The sequence below is a fragment of the Streptomyces sp. NPDC048664 genome, assembly GCF_040650555.1.
Classification (GTDB): Bacteria; Actinomycetota; Actinomycetes; order Streptomycetales; family Streptomycetaceae; genus Streptomyces.
The window spans coordinates 20,000-39,426 of sequence record NZ_JBEZHK010000007.1; the positions used below are offsets into that span (position 1 = coordinate 20,000).

The following is a 19,427-nucleotide window of genomic DNA, read 5'->3' on the forward strand; positions in this document are numbered from 1 at the left end:
TCCTCAGTCTGCGCCGACGGCGTCGCCGTCCAGCGCGTCCAACGGATCGGCCCACTCGATGACGCCGACCTCGCGGCAGCCACGGGACTCGATCACGAGCACCGTCGCCCCTCTGGGCAGCGGTTGCGGGGACCACGCGAGGAAGGTCTCGGTGCCGCCCCGGACGCGCACGAGGATCTCGCCCGGACCGGCGGACCCACGCGTTCCGATGATCAGCTCTCCCGTGCAGCCGATCACGGCGTCGTCCTGCACCATCGTCGGCCACCTCTCATCGCTCAGCCCCCTGAGTCCGACGATAGACCCACCGGCTCCGCAGGTCTGCGCCGAGGGGCGGCCGATGTGCCGGGACCGCTATCGGGCCGGACGGCCGGTCAACAGGCTTGCCACGGCGCGCTCCACCTCCGCGATCCGGTCGGCGAGACCGTCGGCGCCGGCGTCCGTGCCGTCGCGCAGCAGCAGCTCGATCCGGGCGAGGTGCTCGGTGATCTCGGTGAGCCGGTCGGCGTCCTGCGCCATGGCGCGTGTCGCCAGCCGGCGCCGGGTGCGGTGCAGATCCAGGAAGACGTCCATCTTCGCGCGCAGCACCCAGGGGTCGACCGGCTTGGTGAGGAAGTCGGCCGCGCCCACCGCGTATCCCCGGTAGGCGTAGTCCGCCCCGACGTCGCTTCCGGTGACCAGGACGATGGGCACGTCCTTGGTCTGGTCGAGCCGCTTGATGTTGGCCGCCGTCTCGAACCCGTCCATCCCGGGCATCCGCACGTCGAGCAGCACGACCGCGAAGTCCTGGCGGAGCATCTCCTTCAGCGCCCGTTCCCCGGAGTCCGCGCGCACCAGGTGCTGGTGCAGCGGCCCGAGCACGGCTTCGAACGCGTCCAGGTTCTCCTCCACGTCGTCGACCATGAGGATGGCGCACCGGTCCTCGGGGACGTCGCTCATGGCGTGTCCCCGGACACACCCCCGGCGGCGTCCGTCACCCCGGCGCCGTCCCTGACGCCGGGCGCCCGCTCGGCGCCGTCCCGGCCCCGCGCCCCGACGGAGTCCCGTTCCCGGGCGGGGCCGCGGTCCCGGACCTGATCCCCGGCCCGCGGGGAGTCCGCCTCCCGGTCGGGGTCCCCTCCCGGTGCCGGGAACTCGCTCTGCGGGTCGAGCAGATCGCAGATGACCGACAGCAGCCGGTCGACGTTCACCGGTTTGGGCACGTAGTCGCTGGCACCGCTCTCGATCGCCTTGTCGCGGTCCCCGGGCATCGCCTTGGCGGTGAGCGCGATGACCGGCAGATGGGCGAGGCGCGGGCTGCGCCGGATGGTCCGGATCGTCTCGTAGCCGTCCATCTCCGGCATCATGATGTCCATCAGCACCAGGGACACGTCGGGGGAGCGCTGGAGGACCTCGAGGCCCTCGCGGCCGTTCTCCGCGTACTTCACGGTGATGCCGACACGGCCCAGTACGTGGGTGAGCGCGAAGACGTTGCGGATGTCGTCGTCGATGATCAGGATGCGCCGGCCCGCCAGCACCCTGCCCGGGCGCCCGCTGAGCCACTCCTTGAGCTGTGTCGTCCTCGGTGCGGAGTCCTCGCGGCCCTCACGGCCCGCCGCCTCGCCCGTCGCGGGGGCGGCCGCCGCGTCGTCGCCGAGGCGACCCCGGATCAGGGCGTCGGAACCGAGGCGCGCCGCGCTGTCGAGCACCTGGCTGCCCGGCGCGTCGGCGGAGGTGTCCCCCGGCCCTTCCTCGGCCGCGGGCGCGGGCTGGACCTCGACGGACCTCAGTGCGGCGGCACCGTGCGTGGCCTCGGCGCCCGGGTAGTGCGAGGGGATGTAGAGGGTGAACCGGGAGCCCACCCCCGGCTCGCTCTCGGCGACGATCTTCCCGCCGAGCATGCCGGAGATCTCCCGGCTGATGGACAGGCCGAGACCGGTGCCGCCGTACTTGCGATTGGTGGTGCCGTCGGACTGCTGGAACGCCTCGAAGACCAGGGGCAGTTTCTCGGGGGCGATACCGATGCCCGTGTCCTTGACGGAGAACGCGATGACGGCCTTCGCGTTCTTCAGGGTCTCCTCGGTGAACCTGCTCCCCGGCACGGTGCTGACGCGCAGCTCCACGCTTCCGTCATGGGTGAACTTCACCGCGTTGGACAGCAGGTTGCGCAGCACCTGCTGCAACCGCTGCTCGTCCGAGTACAGTTCGGCCGGCACGTCCTTGCTGACCGAGATGTCGAAGCCCAGACCGCGGTCGATGGTCAGCGGCCGGAAGGTCGCGTGGACGTAGTCGAGCAGCTTGATCAGGGGAACCGTCTGCGGGCGTACGTCCATGCGCCCGGCCTCGATCTTCGACAGGTCGAGGATGTCGTTGATGAGCTGGAGCAGGTCCGAGCCCGAGCGGTGGATGGTGGTGGCGAACTGCACCTCCTGCTCGCCCAGGCGGCCGTCGGGGTTGTCGGCGAGCAGCCGCGCGAGGATGAGCAGGGAGTTGAGCGGGGTGCGCAGCTCGTGCGACATGTTCGCGAGGAACTCCGACTTGTACTGGGACGCGGTCGCGAGCAGCGCGGCCTTCTCCTCCAACTCGGCGTTGGAGCGCTGGAGTTCGTCGGAACGTTCGCGCAGTTGGGAGGTGAGCCGCTGCGACTCCGACAGCAGTGACTCCGTACGGGAGTTGGCGATGATGGTGTTGATGGAGACACCGATCGTGTTGGCGAACTGGTCGATGAAGGCCAGATGCACCTCGCTGAACCTGCTGAGCGAGGCCAGCTCGATCACCCCGAGCACCTGATCCTCGAAGAGGATCGGCAGGATGACGATGCTGGCCGGGCGGGCCGTGCCCAGCCCGGAGTCGATGGTGATGTAGTCGGGCGGGACGTCCGTGACGATGATGCGCTGCTTCTCCTGCGCGGCCTGGGCGATCAGCCCGCGGCCGGGGGTGCCGGTACCGGGCAGCGGGCCGGCGCCGGCGGCCTGGTCGGTGCCGTATCCGGCGATGAACTGCAGGCCCTCGCCGGGGGGCGCCCCGGCCTCGGCCAGGAAGAACGCCCCGAACTGCGCGTTGACCAGCGGGGGGAGCTCGCGCAGGATCAGGTCGGCGACCTCCACCAGGTCGCGGTGGCCCTGCATCAGCGCGGCCATACGGGTCAGATTGGACTCCAGCCAGTCCTTGGCGCGGGTCGTCTCCCGCAGGTTGGCCACCATCAGGTTGATGTTGTTCTTCAGCTCGGCGACCTCGCCCTGCGTCTCGACCGTGATCGAGCGGGACATGTCGCCCTGGGCGACCGCGCTCGCGACCTCGGCGATCGCCCGGACCTGCGTGGTCAGGTTCAGGGCCAGTTCGTTGACGTTGGTCGTCAGCCTCTTCCACGTCCCGTAGACGCCCTCCACCCGCGCCTGACCGCCCAGCTGCCCCTCGCTGCCGACCTCGCGGGCCACCCGGGTGACCTCCGAGGAGAACGAGGAGAGCGTGTCGACCATCGTGTTGATGGTGGTCTTCAGCTCCAGGATCTCGCCCCGGGCGTCCACGTCGATCTTCTTCGACAGGTCGCCCTGGGCGACGGCCGTGGCGACCTGGGCGATGTTGCGTACCTGGGAGGTGAGGTTGTCGGCCATGAAGTTGACGTTGTCGGTGAGGTCCTTCCACACGCCGGAGACGCCGCGCACCTGGGCCCGGCCGCCGAGTCGTCCCTCGGTGCCGACCTCGCGGGCGACCCGGGTGACCTCGTCGGCGAACGCGCGCAGCTGGTCGACCATCGTGTTCACGGTGTCCTTGAGCTGGAGGATCTCGCCCCGCGCGTCGACCGTGATCTTCTTGGACAGGTCTCCGTCGGCGACCGCGGTGGTGACCTGGGCGATGTTGCGGACCTGCGAGGTCAGGTTCGAGGCCATGAAGTTGACGTTGTCCGTCAGCTCCTTCCACACGCCCGACACCCCGCGCACCTGCGCCTGACCGCCCAGGTTGCCCTCGGTGCCGACCTCGCGGGCGACGCGGGTGACCTCGTCGGCGAACGCGGAGAGCTGGTAGACCATCGTGTTGATGGTCGACTTCAGCTCCAGGATCTCGCCCTTCGCCTCCACCGTGATCGTCTTGCCCAGGTCGCCCTGGGCGACGGCCGTGGCGACCTGGGCGATGTTGCGTACCTGGGAGGTGAGGTTGTCGGCCATGAAGTTGACGTTGTCGGTGAGGTCCTTCCACACGCCGGAGACGCCGCGCACCTGGGCCCGGCCGCCGAGTCGTCCCTCGGTGCCGACCTCGCGGGCGACGCGGGTGACCTCGTCGGCGAACGCGGAGAGCTGGTCGACCATGATGTTCACGGTGTCCTTGAGCTGGAGGATCTCTCCCTGGGCGTCGACCGTGATCTTCTGGCTGAGGTCTCCGTCGGCGACCGCGGTGGTGACCTGGGCGATGTTGCGGACCTGCGAGGTCAGGTTCGAGGCCATGAAGTTGACGTTGTCGGTGAGGTCCTTCCAGACCCCGGAGACCCCCGGAACCTGGGCCCGGCCGCCGAGTCGTCCTTCCGTGCCGACCTCGCGGGCGACCCGGGTGACCTCGTCGGCGAACGCGCGCAGCTGGTCGACCATCGTGTTCACGGTGAGCTTGAGCTCCAGCAGCTCGCCCGTCGCCTCCACCGTGACCTGCCGGGTCAGATCGCCGCGCGCCACCGCGGTGGTCACCACCGCGATGTCGCGGACCTGCGCGGTGAGCCGGGAGGCCATGGTGTTGACGGCCTCCGTCACCGAGCGCCAGTCGCCCGACAGCCCCTGCACCGTGGCCCGGCCGCCGAGTCGTCCCTCCGTGCCGACCTCCCGGGCCACCCGGGTCAGCTCGCCGGTGAAGAGCGACAGCTGCTCCACCATGCGGTTCACCCCGCGCCCCAGACGGCGCAGATCACCGTGCAGCTGCCGCTTGCCGTCGTGCAGCTCGGCGCGCCGGGTGAGATCACCGTCCGCCACGGCGTCGAGCACACGGGTGGCGTTCATGACGGGGACGGCCACCGCCTCCAGCAGGGTGTTGGCCGCCTCCACGCTCGTGCTCCAGCTGCCCTGGCCCGGGCTCGCCGTGAGCCGCTCGTCCAGTCGCCCCTGCCGCACCATCTCGCGGCGCACCCGGTCCAGCTCCGAGGCCAGGTGGGCGTTGCGCGCGACGATCTGGTTGAACACGCTCGCCATCTCGGCGAGCACCCCTTCGGGCTGACTCTCCACGCGCACGGTGAAATCGCCGTCACACAGCGCGTTCATGGCCGCCATCAGCGGCCGCAGTTCGGCGATGCGCACACACTCGCGGCCGGGGGAGGAGGGCGGGCGCCCCGCGGTCCTGGAGCGGGTCGTGCCGGCCCCCCGTTTTCGGATCCCAGGTCTGGACGACGTGAGTTCAGGCTGGGCGGCAGGCTTCATGGCGCCCCAATCCCCGACGGGCGGATGGACGTTCTCTCCCCATTTAGACTACATTCGTCCTGCCCGTGTCGGCATGGAGGCGGCCGGTCCGCCGGCCCCCGAGGGTGACGAGTATCGAACGCTCCATGACGTCGTGTGTCGCCGGGTCGGGGCGGCGCCGCGGCCGGCACCCCGGCGCGGGCCGTGCCACCACCTCGCGCCTCAGGGCGCTATCGTGCCTGCATGCTGGTCGATCTGATGCGTATCGTCTCCCGTGACTCGCCGATGGCCCTCGCGCAGGTGGAGCGTGTCCGCGCCGAACTCGCCGCCCTCCATCCCGCACTGCGCACCGAGGTGGTGCCGGTGAAGACGACGGGCGACAAGTGGATGGGCGACCTGTCCCAGGTCGAGGGCAAGGGCGCGTTCACCAAGGAGGTCGATGCCGCCCTGCTCGCCGGCGAGGCGGACCTCGCCGTCCACTGCGTCAAGGACATCCCGGCCGACCGCCCCCTGCCCGCCGGGACGCAGTTCGCCGCGTTCCTCAAGCGGGACGACATCCGCGACGCGCTCATCGACTCCCGGGGCCGCACCCTCGACGAGCTGCCCGCGGGCACCCGGATCGGCACCTCCTCGGTGCGTCGGGTCGCCCAACTGGCCGCCTCCCATCCGCACCTGGAGTGCGTCCCGATGCGCGGCAACGCCAACCGCCGCCTGGAGAAGCTCGCCGACGGTGAGGCCGACGCCCTTCTCCTCGCCGTCGCCGGGCTCGAACGCATCGGCCGCACCGACGTGATCACCGAGATCCTGTCGGAGGAGACGATGATGCCGCCGATCGGCGCGGGCGTCCTCGCCCTGCAGTGCCGTGCGGAGGACACCGCCACCATCGACGCCGTCAGCGGCCTCGGAGACCCGGACACCCACCGCGAGACCCTCGCGGAGCGGATGTTCCTCCATGTCCTCCAGGGCCACTGCAACAGCCCCATCGCCGGATACGCGCGCGCTGGGCGCAGCGGCGAACTCTCCCTGCGGGCCTGCGTGTTCACGCCGAACGGCAAGACCGTGCTCAATGCCCACGAGTGGGCGGGCCGGCTCGACCCGGCCACGCTCGGCACCTCCGTCGCGGTCGCCCTGCTGCGTCAGGGCGCGCGCGAGCTGATCGACGGGATCGCCCACTGACGCCCGCCCGCTGACGCCCGCCCGCTGACGCCCGCCCGCTGACGCCCGCCCGCTGACGCCCGCCCGCCGGGGCCCGGCGGGCGGCGCCCCGGCGACACTCCTCGGTCGTTTCCGACCGGTCCGGCCGTGGCGCGTGATCAGCGGGTGGCCGGATCGAACAGCACACCCGGGTTGAGGATCCCGGCCGGGTCGAGCGCCGCCTTCGCGGCGCGGAGCGCGAGCGCGAACGGCTCCGGACGCTGGCGGTCGTAGCCCGGCCGGTGGTCGCGGCCGACGGCGTGGTGGTGGGTGACGGTCGCGCCGTGGTCGCCCAGGACCTCCATCGCCGCGGCCTTGATCTCGTCCCACATCGCGACCTCCGCGCCGCGCCGCCCCGGTGCGACGACCGTGAAGTACGGCGCGGCCCCGTCGGGATAGACGTGCGTCAGGCGGCAGTTGACGGTTCCCTCGGCGCCCGTCACCTCCTTCACCACGGTGGCCAGCCGCCCGCGCACGGACGTGTACAGCTCCGCCGCGCGGTCCCAGGTGACGGCGGTCTCGAAGGTCTCGGTGATCACGCTCATCCGGGCGAGCGCGTCCCGCAGGTAGGGCATCCTCAGGAACGCCGAGCGCCAGGTGCTCGCGGCGGTGTCCCCGGCGTCGCCCGCCGAGGGCGACGGCGTGCCGCCGTGGTCGCGGGCCAGGGCGACGAGTTCGGCCAGGCGTCCGTCGACGGGGACGTGCGCGGACTCGACGCCCAGGACGAGCACGCTCTCGCCACCCCCGGTCACGCCCGCGAGTGCCGCCTCCCCGGGGTCCAGCAACCGGCAGTTGGCCGGGTTGAGGCCCGACTGCGCGAGGGCGCGCACGGCCTTCAGGGCGACGTGGACGTCGTGGAAGAGAACCGTGGCCGACGCCTTGTGGCGGGGGCGGTCCTGAAGCCGCATCCAGGCCTCGGTGATGACCCCCAGGGTGCCCTCGGAGCCGAGGAACAGCCGGTCCGGGGACGGGCCGGCGCCCGATCCGGGCAGTCGCAGCGACTCGTTGACGCCCACCGGTGTCACCACGCGCATCGATTCCACCAGGTCGTCGATGTGGGTGTGAAGGGTCGCGTAGTGGCCTCCGGCCCGGGTGGCGAGCCAGCCGCCCAGGGTGGAGTACTCGAAGCTCTGCGGGAAATGACGCAACGTCAGGTCGTGCGTCCGCAACTGGGCCTCGAGTGCCGGGCCGAGCGCGCCTCCTTGGATCCGGGCCGCCCGGCTCACCGTGTCCACCTCCAGCACCCGGTCCATCGAGGACAGGTCGAGGGAGACGACACCGCGGTGCCGGTCCGCGCGGTACTCGACCCCGCCGACGACCGAACTGCCCCCGCCGTACGGCACCACGGCCACGTCCGCGTCCGCCGCCCAGTCGAGGACCTGCGTCACCTCGCGCTCGGTACGGGGGCGTGCGACCTGGTCGGGTGCGGCGGCCAGGTCCGCGTCCAGCGCGCGGATCACGTCGCGGTAGGCCTTGCCGTAGGTGTGTGAGGCCCGGTCCGGCGGCGTGGCCGACATCAGCGGGGCCAGCGCGGTGGGCGGCTCGACGCGTGTCCTCGGCAGGGCGAGGGAGGGGAGCGCCGGTATCGGGCGCGGGGTGTCGGCCGCTCCGGGGACGAGCCGGCCCAGCTCGGCGCACTCCGCGTCCGACAGGGCCTTGTCGGCGGCGCCCCAGCCCCACCAGGAGCGGTGGGGGCGGGCGTCGGAGGAGGGTGGAGGCGGTGTGCTGCTGTCGGCCACGAGAATTGATCCTTCGGTAATTTACCTCTTGGTAAGTTACCGCAACGTATACTCCGGCCATGACGACCGCAAGAGTCTCCGGCCCACAGGACCCCCCGGTCCGTCCGCGAAGCGGCGGGACCGGCGGGGGCGGCAGGCGGGGCGCCGGCACCAAAGGGGTTCCGCGCGCCCTTCGGGAGGAGCAGATCCTCGACGCCGCCCTGGAGGAGTTCGGCACGCGCGGTCACGCCGCGGCGTCCATGACCGAGATCGCCCGGCGCGTCGGCGTCACGAAGCCGATGCTCTACACCTACTTCGGGTCCAAGGACGGCCTCCACACGGCCTGCGTCGACCGCGTCGGCCCCCTCCTGCTCGCCGCGATCGACACGGCGATGCGGGCGGAGGAGTCACAGCAGCGACTGCCCCTCGCCGTGCTCACCGCGGTCTTCGAGACGCTCCAGGAGCGGCGGCACGCCTGGTTCGTGCTCTACGACCGGTCCCTGGAGCACGGCTCCGCGCCGTGGCACGCCGCACGGAGCCACCGTGAGGCCATCGACGCCACGGCCGCCCACGGCACCGCGGCCCTCCTGCACGCCGGGGGGAACGACGACGCGCTGGACGCGGACGCCCTCAAGCAGGTGTGGACGGGCACGGTCAGCGCCCTCGTCGGCTGGTGGGTCTCCCACCCCGAGCTGTCCGCCCAGGACATGAGCGCACGCTGCGCACGGCTGCTCCAAGCCGTCCGCGGCCCCTCGTGACGGTGCTCAGCGCGGCAGGACCCAGTCGGGCGTCCAGGTCCCGGGGGCGCCGTGGCCGGCCGCCGAGGCGGCGAGGTGGGCGCGAAGGGTGGCCAGCGCCGGGTGGGGGTTGTCGCGGTGCCACAGGAGCGAGTGCGGGTAGACGAGCGTCGGGTCGGTCACGGGGATGCGGCGCAGGCCGTGGCCGGCGGGCCACACGAGGCGGGTCTGCTCGCTCATGAAGGTCGCCAGGGCCGGGGTGTCGGCGATGGTGTCGAGGAGGGCGTCGGAGCCGAAGTTGGGGCCGGTCGCCTCGATGGTGAGACCGAACGCGGCGACGAGGTCGTCGTAGTAGGCGGCCCACTCGGTGCCGGGGACGATGCCGGGCATCCAGATGCGGTGCCCCGCCAGCTCGGCGACGGTCACCGACCCGGCGCCCGCGAGCGCGTGGGCGGGCCCGGTCAGGAGCTGGAGCGCCTCGTCGAGGACACGGACGGATGCGATGTCCTCGGGGAGGGGGCGGCCGGGCGCGGCGACCGCACGGAAGGAGGCGTCGATCGCACCGGAGCGGAGGGCGGCCACCGCCGCCTCGACGTCGAACAGCATCACCACGTCGAGGTCGATCTCGGGGTGCGTGCGGTGGAAGCCGCGCAGCAGGCCCGAGGCCGCGCCCCGCGAGTTGATCACGTCGACGCGCAGGGGGCGGTGCCCGGTGCGCACGGAGGCGGCCGCACGTTCCGCGGCCCGCAGCAGCTCGCGTGCGTGGGGCAGGAACGCCTGCCCGTCGATGGTGAGTTCGGCGCCGCGCGGAGTGCGGGTGAACAGCCGCACGCCGAGGTCGCGCTCCAGCGCGGCGACGCGCTTGGACACGGCCTGCTGGGTGACCGCCAGGTCGACGGCGGCCCTCTGGAACTGGCCGGCCTCCGCGACGGCGGCGAAGGTCCGCACTGCTTCGAGATCCACGCCGACCCACCCTAAGGGCTGTCCCGCGATCCCCGGCGGGTCAGCCCCTGGTGAACAACCCGTGGTTGTCCACCGGCGGCGCGGCGGTTGTTTGACCTGCCGCCGAGCGCCCGATTCCCTGGTCACCGATCAACGTCGGACTGTTCGGGTGACACGTCGAGGGGAGCGCGCCGAGCGTGGTGGGCAGGAGGAGGCTGGGCCGGCGGTTCGGCCGGCTGTGGGCGGCGTACGCGGTGAGCGCGTACGGGTCCGGGCTGGGGTTCGGGGCATTGCCGCTGATCGCCGTGCTGGCGCTCGGCGCCGGCCCCGCCGAGGTGTCGGCGCTCTCCGCGGTGGGGCCCGCGGTGGGCGCGCTGCTGGCGGTGCCGCTCGCGCCGTGGGTGGAGTTCCGGCGCAAGCGCCCCGTCATGGTCGCGATGGATCTGACCCGGTTCGCGGCCATGGCGACGATCCCGGTCGCCTACGCCGTCGGCCTGCTCGGCCTCGTCCAGCTGCTCGTGGTCTCGGCCGTGGTCGCCGCGGCCAAGATCGCGTTCGGCGCGGCGAGCGGCGCCTACCTCAAGACCCTCGTCCGGCCGGACGACCTGCTCGTGGCCAACGCGCGGTTCGAGTCCACCAACTGGAGTTCCATCGCGGTCGGTCCGCCCCTGGGCGGGGCGGCGATCGGCCTGTTCGGGCCGGTCACCACCGTGGTGGCCGACGCGCTCAGCTACCTGCTCTCCGCGCTCTGCATCGCCGCGATCCCCGGCCGGGAGGAAGCGCCGCGAGCGGCCGACCGGAGCCCGGCCCGGGCGGGGGCGGTGTTCGACGGCTGGCGGCACATCATGGGCGATCCCGAGCTGCGGGCCCTCTACCTCAACAACCTGCTCGTCGCCGGTCTGATCATGGCCACCGAGCCGCTGCTGGCCGTGCTCCTGCTGCGCGGGCTCGGCTTCGCGCCCTGGCAGTACGGCCTCGCCTTCGCCGCCCCCTGCCTCGGCGGCCTGATCGGCTCCCGGCTGGCCCGGCGCGTCGTGGCCCGCCACGGCCGGCACCGGGTCCTGCGGACCGCTGGCACCCTGCGCGCCGTCTGGCTGATCGGACTGGCCTTCGTCCGCCCCGGCGTCACCGGCCTCGTCACCGTGATGGCCGTCGAACTGGCGATCATCGTCAACATGAGCCTGTACACCCCGGTGCTCGCCACCTACCGGCTCGAACGCACCCCCGGCCATCTCGTCGCCCGCACCCTGTCGGCCTGGTCGATCGGCCAGCAGGTCTCCATCGCCGTCCTCACCGCGCTCGGCGGACTGCTCGCCGACGCCACCGGCCCGCGCACCGCCCTCACCGTCGCCGGACTGCTCGTCCTGGCCACCCCGCTCCTGCTGCCCCGACGGGACCGGAGCGCGCGCCGCGCGCCGAAGCCGTCCCGCAGCCCCGTGTGACACGCGACCGGGGAACCTCCCAGTGCAGCGTCAATTCCCGTGGTCGTCGCTCGCCGCCGGTGTCCCGCTGTGCTGGGTGAAGGCGTTGTAGGTCTTCCGGTCCCGGGCGGCGCGCTCGCGCCGCGCCTGCTCGATGCGCAGCCCGTCCGCGTTGAGCGTCGGCCTGCCGCCGCGCCGCAGCAGGATCCCGACCAACATCCCCGACAGGGCCGCCAAAACCCCGAGGAACACCGCCAAGGTCACCATCGCACCCACCCCCGTGACACGGCGGACCGCTCCGCCGACGCAGAGGCGATCCTACGGACCGGGCGCCTGGAGGCGAAGGTCGCGCACGGGTGGCGCGATCCCGCCGCGCCACCCGCACACCACAGCCGTCAGCGCAGGTCGATCACCGTCCGCAGCTTCCCGCTGGTCGCGGTCCGCTCGAACTCCTCCCGGCGCACGGTCGCCACGGCGAAGTCCAGCAGACCCTCCGCACGGGCCGAGGAGAGCTCCGCCATCTCCGCGGTGAGGGCGTCGCACGCGGCCACCGGGTCGGAGGCGTAGCCCTCGTCCAGGCGCACCGTCATCCGCTCGCGGCCCGCGCCGGACTCGACCAGCAGCTGCACCTCTCCGTGATAGCCCAACCGCTCCTGCGCGGCCCGCACGAAGCGCCGGTAGTTGAAGAAGTACGTGCCCACGCGCACCACGTCGCCGTAGCGGCCGAGCAGTTCGAGCCGCGGCACATGACTGCCGCACGCGCACGCGCCCTCGACCGAGCGGCCCAGGTCGCCGATCTCGTAGCGCTCCAGCCGCTGCCCGGCCCGCGCCCGCGAGGTGAACACCAGCCGCCCCGGCTCGCCCGGCGCCACGGGCCGGTCCTCCTGGTGATCGAGGATCTCCAGGGTGTGCAGATCGGTCAGCACGTGGTGGACGGAGCCCTCGCTCTGCGCGCACTGGTAGCCGAGCGGCCCCAGGTCGGTGCTGCCGTACGCGGCGGAGCGGATCACCTGGACGCCGAACTCCTCGGTGAGCACACGGCGTTGCTCGTCCGTGAAGTGTTCGCCGCCGTAGAACACCTGGCGGATGCCGCCGTAGGAGCGCAGCCGGTCCGCCTCGGCGTGGAACAGCTGCCACAGGTAGGACGGCATCCCGAAGACCGTGTCGGCCCCGTGCGCGACCAGCGCCTCGGCGACGACCGCGTGGTCGGGACCCGCGGCCATCGGGATCTGCGTGGCGTTCAGCCGCTCCAGGATGGAGAAGAAGCTGATGAAGCTCCCGTACATCCCGCCGCAGTAGAACAGGTTGGCCGCCCGGTCCCGCGCCGGGTCGAAGCCCGCCGCGACGAGCCCGTCCGCCGCCGCGCGCATCTGGTTGTCGTAGTCGTCGCAGGTGAACACCGACAGAGCGGGCGCCCCCGTGGAGCCGCCGCTGCGGAAGTACAGGTGCGCGTACTCGGCCGGCAGCGACGCCAGCGCCCGCTGCACGTCCGCCTTGCCGAGCGTCGGCCCGTCCGGCGACGGGGGCAGCGCGGGCGGAGCCACCAGATCGTCCAGGCAGGCGACCGAGGTGAACGCCTCGTCCGTCGTGCGCACACTCACCCGGCGGCTGTAGCGCTGCAACGCGTAGACACCGTCGTGCGGTTCGCCCTCGTACCCCTCCAGCATGGCGCCCACGGGCGTGACGCGGGTGACTCCCGCCGCGAACAGCGCCCGCGACAGCGCCGCCACGTCCGCCCGGTCGCCGCCGACGGCGGCGGTCTGCAGATAGCGGCGCATCGGCCGCAGCGTGCCCACGACCGCGTGCCGGGGCAGCGGCTTCACCCAGACACTGCGGTGCAGCGGGGACGCGTCGAGCGCCGGCCGGGTGTCCGCGAGCACGCGCCACGAGCCGTCGTCCGCGACGAACACCCGCGTCAGGCCCAGATGCTGTTCGAGCCGGGCCAGCTGCTCCGTGCCGGTGATCTCGGCCCGCTCGGCGGCGCCCGGCAGCGGGGCGGGGCGCGCCCCGGAGACCTTGGCGAGCCGGTCGGCGAACCGTCCGGCGAACGCGAAGACCTCCTCGGCGTCGCTCGTGTCGAGGTAGACCACCTGGGGGCTGGAGCAGGCCTGCTGCTCGAAGCGGCAGACGTCCTCGGCCAGCGCGTCCAGGGCCGTGTCGTCGCCGGCCGCCTCCCGCGTCAGATACGCGAAGGAGATCCGGTGCCCCCACTCCACGACCCGGCAGCCGGGCTGCGCGAGTTCACTCACCGAGCGCACGGCGTCCTCGCCGCCCCAGGCCGCGATCCCGTCCGCCTGCCCGCACAGCGCCTCGAGCCAGTCGCGGCGCGAGGAGGGGAAGCGCAGGACCACCACGCGCTCGGCGATCAGTCCCGTCGGGTCGGCGGCACCGAGGGCGGCGAGCAGCTCCGGGGCGAGCGCGGTGTCCGAGCTGCTGGTCTTGAGCACGTTGAGGTTGCCGGACAGCAGTCCCTCCACCACGCTCAGCGGAGCCACGGCGGCGGCGTTGCCGGGGGCGATGTGCACCAGCAGGCCGAGCGGCGCCCAGGACTCGTAGACCCTCTCGCGGGCGTCCGGCCGGGTCAGCCGCTCCGGACGCAGCCCGCCGAGTTCCCGGCGCAGCTTGCGTTCCAACGCCTGCCGGGTCAGTGCGGCGGCCAGTTCGGCGAGCGTGGCGGCGGGCTCCTGGCCGGACTCGCCGGGGGGCAGCTGCGCGGCCAGGCGCGTGTGCAGGGCGGAGGCGGGGTCCGCGAGCACGCGGCTCACCTCGGCGCAGGCGCCGATCACCACGTCGGTGGGCAGCGGACGCGCCAGCACCCGCCCGGTCAGCTCCGGCAGCCCGGCGAGCCGGCGGCCCGCCTCGGCGTCGTCGATGAACTCGCCCTGCCACAGGTGGAGTACGGAGGTGGTCACGACAGTCCCTTCAGGAGTTCGGCGGCGGCGACCGCGCAACTGCGGTTGCGGCTCACCCCGGCACGGCCGTGCACGGTGAACCAGTCGGTGGTGAGGGGGCACGGGCATTCCTCGCCCGGGTGGAGCGAGGCGAGGTCGCCCATCACGACGCTCTGCGCCGGTACAGAGGTGATGTAGGGGCTGACCAGGTGCAGGAAGCCCTTCTCCCCGTACGGCAGGGGGCGCAGCGACGCCGTGTCGCGGACCGCCGCCCTGGACCACACCGGCACGTGCAGCCGGTGGTGCGCGCACTCGACGTAGGGGACGCAGTGCTCCACCGAGCCGAACGTGTCGCGGATGCGGTCACCCGGGATGCCCAGCCGCTCGGTGACCTCGGCGTAGAACGCGTCCTTGCCGATCTGCCGGTCCGCGTGGCTCTTCCAGCCGCCGCCGAGGACCACCAGCGACCCCTCGGGCAGCCGCAGGGCGGGCAGCCCCATCGCCCGCATCCGTTCCAGGGTGAAGTAGAGGAAGGCCGGGAAGCCGAGAATGCGGACCGGCACGTCGTCCTCGGCGTAGCGCTGGAGTGCCGCGATGCAGCCGTGCACGTCGAACTCGTGGCCGGAACCGGTGTGCCGCAGCGCGTGCGTGGTGTGCCGGGCCGGCGCGAAGTCGCACAGGTAGTTGTCCGTGAACGAGGTGCCGAGCTTGAGCGACGGCGCGGGCTCGTAGCTGTAGAGCAGGTAGTTGACCGGCTGGTCCGGGGTGATCCAGCCGTAGTGGTCGAAGATCCGGGCCACCATGCGCTGCGCCGAGCGGATGGTCCAGCCGTCGAAGAACATCTGCGACTTCTGGCCCGTGGTGCCCGAGGAGGTCAGATGCAGGAACACCTCGTCGCGGGGCACCGAGAGCACCTCGTGCCGTTTGAAGAACGCGGCGGGCACCAGCGGGGCGCGCACCTGGCCGCCGACCGTGGGGGCGGGGGCCTCGGGCGGGTCCTGGAGCAGGGCGGCGAAGAACGGCGAGCGGCGCGCGTGCCAGGCGTTGGTCTCGGCCATCGCGGCGGCGAACAGCTCGTCGGCGTCCGGGCCGGCCGTGTAGGGCTCGGAGAGGTCGCACAGGCGCTGCACATGGCCGAGGGCCGAGGCGTCGGGGACCTCGACGGGGGCGAGATGGGGATTCATCGGGACACCTCGTGTCGGGGCAGATAGGTGGCGGTCCAGGCGCTCAGGTAGGCGCGGAGATAGGGCTGGAGCAGGGGGCTGACGGCCGTGGTGCGGAAGTCGATCTGTCGGCTGGTGCGGGAGAGCACCACGTAGTCGTGCAGCCGGTCCCGGACGCGGCGCATGGCCGGGTAGACCGCGCTCGGCACGAAACCGGAGGCGAGGAAGACCTCCAGGGCCTCGGTGTCGGCCAGGGGCAGCAGCGCCTCGGCGTAGTCCGCGCCCGCCCGGGTGACCGCGGTCATCAGCGCCTCCAAGGCACCGGAGACCGCCGCGGGACGCGGATGGACCGCGACCAGGGCGCAACTCCCCGCCACCGGATCGAGATCCGCGTAGGCCTCGAATCCGCCGTCGGCGGCGACCAGGACCGCGTTGGGCGAGTGCAACGGGAAGAACCGGTCGCCGGCGTCGGGGAAGCGCTCCAGGAACCGGCGGCGTACGAAGGCGGGGGCGGCGATCAGCTCGATCGGCTCGGCACCGCCCTGTGGACGCGGAGGAGGACTCGGCGCAACGTGCCCCGTCTGGGCGTAGTCGACGCCGATACCGGCGGAGGCCGCGGACAGCAGTCCCGCCAGACGCTCGGGGACCCGCTCCACGGGGGCCCGCCGCTCCAGGACGCCGTCGGCGTAGCGGGCGAACAGGGCGAGGCTCTCGCACCCCTCGACCTCCACCGCGTTGGGCATCAGTCCGAGCGGCCGGAAGCCGTTGCGGACGACGACGTGCTGCGGGCCCTCGGTGACGACGCGGACGGTCGCGTACATCGAGTCGAGAGCGCCGGTGCCGAAGGCCTCGTCGCAGACCGCTCCGGTCAGCCGGGAGGCCAGGCCGCCGCCGCGGTGGCCGGGATGCACGGCGAGCCCGACGAGCTTGCCGATACGGCCGGCGGGATCCGTCTGCACCACGGCGGAGCCGACCAGGTGGCCGCTCTCGTCGCGGGCCGTGAGCCAGTGGGCGGTGCCTTCGGTGATCAGCCGCCGCATCACGGCCGGGTCGCTGCCGAGCGGCACCGGGTAGCCGTGCCCGTACACGTCGAAGTACAACTGCCGCAGTTCCGCGATGTCCTGGACGGCGGCGGGGGAGAGGATGACGGTCATGACGCCTCTCCCGCCGGCGTGACCGGCTGCGCGAGCACGGCGGAGGTCCGTGCCGCGGCGGCGTCCGTGCGCGAGCCGAGCCACCACAGCGCGAGCGCCACCGGCACGAGACCGGCGCCCTGGACCAGGCACAGCACGCGGGCCGGCAGATGGTCGCCGAGGGCGCCGAAGACCAGCGAGGACACGGGGAAGGTGGCACCGAGCAGCGCCTGCATGACGGCGAAGAAGCCCGGCTTGTCGTCGGCGGGCACCAGACGCTGGAAGAGCGCGACGAACCGTACGCCGATGACCCCGACGCACCAGCCGGCGACGGCGAGGCAGCCGAGCGCCGTCGCCCGCCCCGGCAGCAGCCCGGGCAGGCCGAGCGCCGCGGCCATCACGGCCAGACAGGCGCTGCCGACGGCGACCGGCCGCCCGGGCAGGCGCCCACCGGTGAACGAGCCCACGAGGGTTCCCGCGCCCAGCGCGGCCTCCAGCGCCGAGACGGTCGCGCCGGTCGAGTGCAGCACGCCCCGCGTGTAGAGCGGCATCACCACGAACACGGCGGTGGTGAACACGTTGGCCGCGGCGAAGCACACCAGGATCCGGCGGATGAGGGGCAGTCCGGCCAGGACCTCGCGCAGCGTCCGTCGGGCGGGCGCGGCCTCGTCCGCGGGGCCGGCCGCCGGTGCGGCGTGCGGGAAGCGGGCCGCACGGACCAGCAGGGCGGCGAGCAGATAGGCGCCCGCGCAGGCGGCGACGACGCCGGCCAGGCCGCCCGCCTCGACCGCCAGCGGTCCCAGCAGTCCTCCGCCGAGCCCGGCGACGGACTGGGTCGACAGCTCGAATCCGGTGGCCGCCTCGATGTCGGTGTCCTCCACGAGCTCGGGCACCGACGTGGTCAGGCACGGGTCGAAGACCGCCTGGCACGCGGCGAGCCCCAGCCCCACCGCGTAGGTGGCCGCCATGGGCAGCGTCCCGGCGTACGCCCACAGGGCGGCCGCACCGGCCACCAGCCCCGCCACGAGCGCTGCGACGGACAGGACCGTCCGATGGGCGTGGCGGGCGATGACGCGGGCCACCAGCGGTGCGAGCGCGACCGCGGGCAGGGTGCTCACCATGAGGAAGAGCCCCGAGTCCAGTCCGCGGTGCCGGGTGGCGGCGAAGCCGACGAGCCACCACACCGCGCCGACCTGGAACATCCGGCCGGCCGCCTGGGTCAGGAGCTGGCCGGCCCAGACCGAGCCGAAGGACGGGTTGCGCAGGACGAGGGGAAGGCGTCGCGCGGGCGCTGCGGAGACGCTCATGAGTGCGGCCGTTCGTCCACGACGCGAACGAGCTTGCCGGAACGCGCGTTGACCGCGAGTTCCCGGTGCCGTACCCATTCGACGCCGAGCGGGTTGACATGTCCCGCGGCGACGGCGCTCTCGTAGGCCGGGCGCTGCGCCAGCACGGCGGCGGCGAGGGACGCGCCGGCCCCCTCCGGGAGGGCGCCGGGTTCGCCGGTGGCCAGACGCAGCACCAGCCCGTCCCGACCGTCCTGGCGGCGCACCACGAGCTGCAGACCGCTCACACGGCTCTCGGTGTCGGCCGCCTTGACGACATCGTGGACGTCCTGCGTGTACAGCGAGACCGGACCGACGCGTACGCCCTCCTCGGCGCGGCCGAGGATGCGGAAGACCCCGGCGGCCTCATCGACCCACTCCGCGCGGTCGCCCGCCGGATAGCGCAGGATCGGCATCAGCCGTCGGCGCAGGTCGGTGACGACCAGCCGGCCGGGTACCCCCTCGCCGTCCACGGGTACGTCGCTGTCGTCGTCCAGCACCTCGACGATCGTGTGCGGGGTGAACGCGCGGTGGACGCGCGGGTCGCCGCCCGGCACCGCCTCGCCCAGCAGTCCGGCGTCCACACTGGCGTAGCCGAGGGAACGCGCCTCCGCCTTGGGGAACGCGGACCTCAGCAAGGGGAGTTGGTCGCCGAAGAGGCACTCGCCCCCGAAGAACAGCAGCTCCACGTCGGGCAGGGTGCGCCCGGCCGCGGTGAGGCGCTCGGCGAGCGCGCACAGGGTGGTCGGCGTCCCCGCGACGACCTGCACCCCGAACTCCTCCAGGGTCGCCGCGGTGGACTCCCAGGAGACGGCGCCGCCCAGGGGCAGGCGCACGTTGGCCACCGGGGAGCGGTGCAGCGAGTCGAGGATGAAGGTGAAGCTGGCGTACAGGTCGCCCGCGTAGAACAGGTCGGCCACGCGGTGCCCCGGACGCAGCCCGGCGGTGACGAGCCCGGCGCCGAAGGCGGTGGTGAACTCCCGCCACTCCGTACGGGTGTAGTACGAGAACTTCGGGGAGCCGGTGGTGCCGCCGCTGCGGAAGACGACTGCCTCGTCGAGCGGGGTGGTGAGAAGTCTGTTGTCGCGCGGCGAGTTGGCCCGCCAGAATTCCGTCTGCGGCACCACCGGAAGGTCCGTGAGGTGCGCCACGTGATCGGGGAGGTGAGCGTACAGCTCACGGTAGAAGGGCGAGTGGTGACGCGCGTAGCGTATGAGCTCCGCGAGAGGTTGAACGGGCATCGATTCCTGCTCGAAGGCGTGGACCGGCGGCGGTGAAGGGGCCGACGGAGGGGCGACGAAGACGGTCCGTCCCGGTGAGGCGGGCGACCGTGTCGCTGAGGATGTGGTGCGGCGGCGCGCGTCTGGGGACGGCGTCGCATCCGAACTCGAAGATTATCTCACCATTCGGAACGCACTTGCGCCAACTGGCTCTTTAATATTAAAGGTTCGGGTCGCCGTGGACGGAACGCGTCGGCACCCGGTTCCGCAGGAACGGGAGACGGTCCTCACAAGCGGGCCGGTTCCATAGGCGGCCGTTGGGGTCCCTTTAG

14 protein-coding genes are annotated in these 19,427 nt (G+C 72.8%); 3 read left to right on the forward strand and 11 right to left on the reverse strand.

Annotation, left to right across the window (positions count from 1 at the left end; genetic code table 11):
* Positions 1–3: 3 nt before the first annotated feature.
* The 3 genes from AB0C59_RS09795 to AB0C59_RS09805 form a co-directional block, all read right to left on the reverse strand.
* Complete coding sequence (locus AB0C59_RS09795; protein WP_363002459.1) at positions 4–255, reverse strand: hypothetical protein; 252 nt, start codon at positions 253–255, stop codon at positions 4–6.
* A 96-nt stretch (positions 256–351) separates the two neighbouring features.
* Entirely contained in the window at positions 352–936 is a 585-nt protein-coding gene (locus tag AB0C59_RS09800; RefSeq protein ID WP_363002461.1) for a response regulator, read from the reverse strand.
* Positions 933–5,225, reverse strand: coding sequence for a HAMP domain-containing protein (locus AB0C59_RS09805; protein WP_363002849.1), 4,293 nt, complete (start codon positions 5,223–5,225; stop codon positions 933–935). The genes AB0C59_RS09800 and AB0C59_RS09805 overlap by 4 nt, the downstream gene beginning before the upstream one ends.
* Before the next feature lie 369 nt (positions 5,226–5,594).
* On the opposite strand from AB0C59_RS09805, the gene hemC reads away from it, so the two are divergent.
* A complete protein-coding gene (gene hemC, locus AB0C59_RS09810; RefSeq protein WP_363002463.1) occupies positions 5,595–6,527 on the forward strand; it encodes a hydroxymethylbilane synthase in 933 nt (310 codons plus the stop codon).
* Between the two features lie 137 nt (positions 6,528–6,664).
* Here hemC and AB0C59_RS09815 read toward each other — a convergent pair whose 3' ends face one another.
* Entirely contained in the window at positions 6,665–8,284 is a 1,620-nt protein-coding gene (locus AB0C59_RS09815) for an FAD-binding oxidoreductase (protein WP_363002465.1), read from the reverse strand.
* Positions 8,285–8,343: 59 nt separating this feature from the next.
* Between AB0C59_RS09815 and AB0C59_RS09820 the strand changes: the two genes are divergently transcribed.
* Positions 8,344–9,021, forward strand: a complete 678-nt coding sequence (locus AB0C59_RS09820; RefSeq protein WP_363002467.1) for a TetR/AcrR family transcriptional regulator — start codon at positions 8,344–8,346, stop codon at positions 9,019–9,021.
* 6 nt (positions 9,022–9,027) lie between these two features.
* Here the strand turns inward: AB0C59_RS09820 and AB0C59_RS09825 are convergent, their stop codons facing one another.
* Positions 9,028–9,963 carry a LysR family transcriptional regulator gene (locus AB0C59_RS09825; RefSeq protein WP_363002469.1) on the reverse strand — a complete coding sequence of 312 codons (936 nt, stop codon included), beginning with the start codon at positions 9,961–9,963 and terminating at the stop codon, positions 9,028–9,030.
* 176 nt (positions 9,964–10,139) lie between these two features.
* Between AB0C59_RS09825 and AB0C59_RS09830 the strand changes: the two genes are divergently transcribed.
* Complete coding sequence (locus AB0C59_RS09830) at positions 10,140–11,384, forward strand: MFS transporter (RefSeq protein WP_363002471.1); 1,245 nt, start codon at positions 10,140–10,142, stop codon at positions 11,382–11,384.
* A gap of 30 nt (positions 11,385–11,414) precedes the next feature.
* Here the strand turns inward: AB0C59_RS09830 and AB0C59_RS09835 are convergent, their stop codons facing one another.
* The 6 genes from AB0C59_RS09835 to AB0C59_RS09860 all read right to left on the reverse strand — a co-directional run bounded on the left by AB0C59_RS09835 (position 11,415) and on the right by AB0C59_RS09860 (position 19,116).
* On the reverse strand, positions 11,415–11,630 hold the full coding sequence (locus tag AB0C59_RS09835; protein WP_363002473.1) for a hypothetical protein: 216 nt from the start codon (positions 11,628–11,630) through the stop codon (positions 11,415–11,417).
* Positions 11,631–11,758: 128 nt separating this feature from the next.
* The gene (locus AB0C59_RS09840; RefSeq protein ID WP_363002475.1) at positions 11,759–14,275 is read right to left on the reverse strand and encodes an acyl-CoA reductase; all 2,517 of its coding nucleotides are present in this window, start codon (positions 14,273–14,275) and stop codon (positions 11,759–11,761) included.
* Positions 14,272–15,438, reverse strand: a complete 1,167-nt coding sequence (locus AB0C59_RS09845) for an acyl-protein synthase (protein ID WP_363002477.1) — start codon at positions 15,436–15,438, stop codon at positions 14,272–14,274. The genes AB0C59_RS09840 and AB0C59_RS09845 overlap by 4 nt, the downstream gene beginning before the upstream one ends.
* Positions 15,435–16,571 (reverse strand): GNAT family N-acetyltransferase, encoded by a 1,137-nt coding sequence (locus tag AB0C59_RS09850; RefSeq protein ID WP_363002479.1) that lies wholly within the window; start codon positions 16,569–16,571, stop codon positions 15,435–15,437. Before AB0C59_RS09850 ends, AB0C59_RS09845 begins: the two co-directional genes overlap by 4 nt.
* Positions 16,568–17,857 (reverse strand): MFS transporter, encoded by a 1,290-nt coding sequence (locus AB0C59_RS09855; RefSeq protein ID WP_363002481.1) that lies wholly within the window; start codon positions 17,855–17,857, stop codon positions 16,568–16,570. The genes AB0C59_RS09850 and AB0C59_RS09855 overlap by 4 nt, the downstream gene beginning before the upstream one ends.
* Positions 17,854–19,116, reverse strand: coding sequence for a phenylacetate--CoA ligase family protein (locus tag AB0C59_RS09860; protein WP_363002483.1), 1,263 nt, complete (start codon positions 19,114–19,116; stop codon positions 17,854–17,856). Before AB0C59_RS09860 ends, AB0C59_RS09855 begins: the two co-directional genes overlap by 4 nt.
* Positions 19,117–19,427: the final 311 nt, after the last annotated feature.

Bases quoted from the DNA above. Each gene is read 5' to 3' on its own strand.
- AB0C59_RS09845 (WP_363002477.1), bottom strand. From the start codon at position 15,438: ATGAATCCCCATCTCGCCCCCGTCGAGGTCCCCGACGCCTCGGCCCTC.
- AB0C59_RS09795 (WP_363002459.1), bottom strand. From the start codon at position 255: ATGGTGCAGGACGACGCCGTGATCGGCTGCACGGGAGAGCTGATCATC.
- AB0C59_RS09820 (WP_363002467.1), top strand. From the start codon at position 8,344: ATGACGACCGCAAGAGTCTCCGGCCCACAGGACCCCCCGGTCCGTCCG.
- hemC (WP_363002463.1), top strand. From the start codon at position 5,595: ATGCTGGTCGATCTGATGCGTATCGTCTCCCGTGACTCGCCGATGGCC.
- AB0C59_RS09855 (WP_363002481.1), bottom strand. From the start codon at position 17,857: ATGAGCGTCTCCGCAGCGCCCGCGCGACGCCTTCCCCTCGTCCTGCGC.
- AB0C59_RS09835 (WP_363002473.1), bottom strand. From the start codon at position 11,630: ATGGTGACCTTGGCGGTGTTCCTCGGGGTTTTGGCGGCCCTGTCGGGG.
- AB0C59_RS09800 (WP_363002461.1), bottom strand. From the start codon at position 936: ATGAGCGACGTCCCCGAGGACCGGTGCGCCATCCTCATGGTCGACGAC.
- AB0C59_RS09860 (WP_363002483.1), bottom strand. From the start codon at position 19,116: ATGCCCGTTCAACCTCTCGCGGAGCTCATACGCTACGCGCGTCACCAC.
- AB0C59_RS09805 (WP_363002849.1), bottom strand. From the start codon at position 5,225: ATGGCGGCCATGAACGCGCTGTGTGACGGCGATTTCACCGTGCGCGTG.
- AB0C59_RS09850 (WP_363002479.1), bottom strand. From the start codon at position 16,571: ATGACCGTCATCCTCTCCCCCGCCGCCGTCCAGGACATCGCGGAACTG.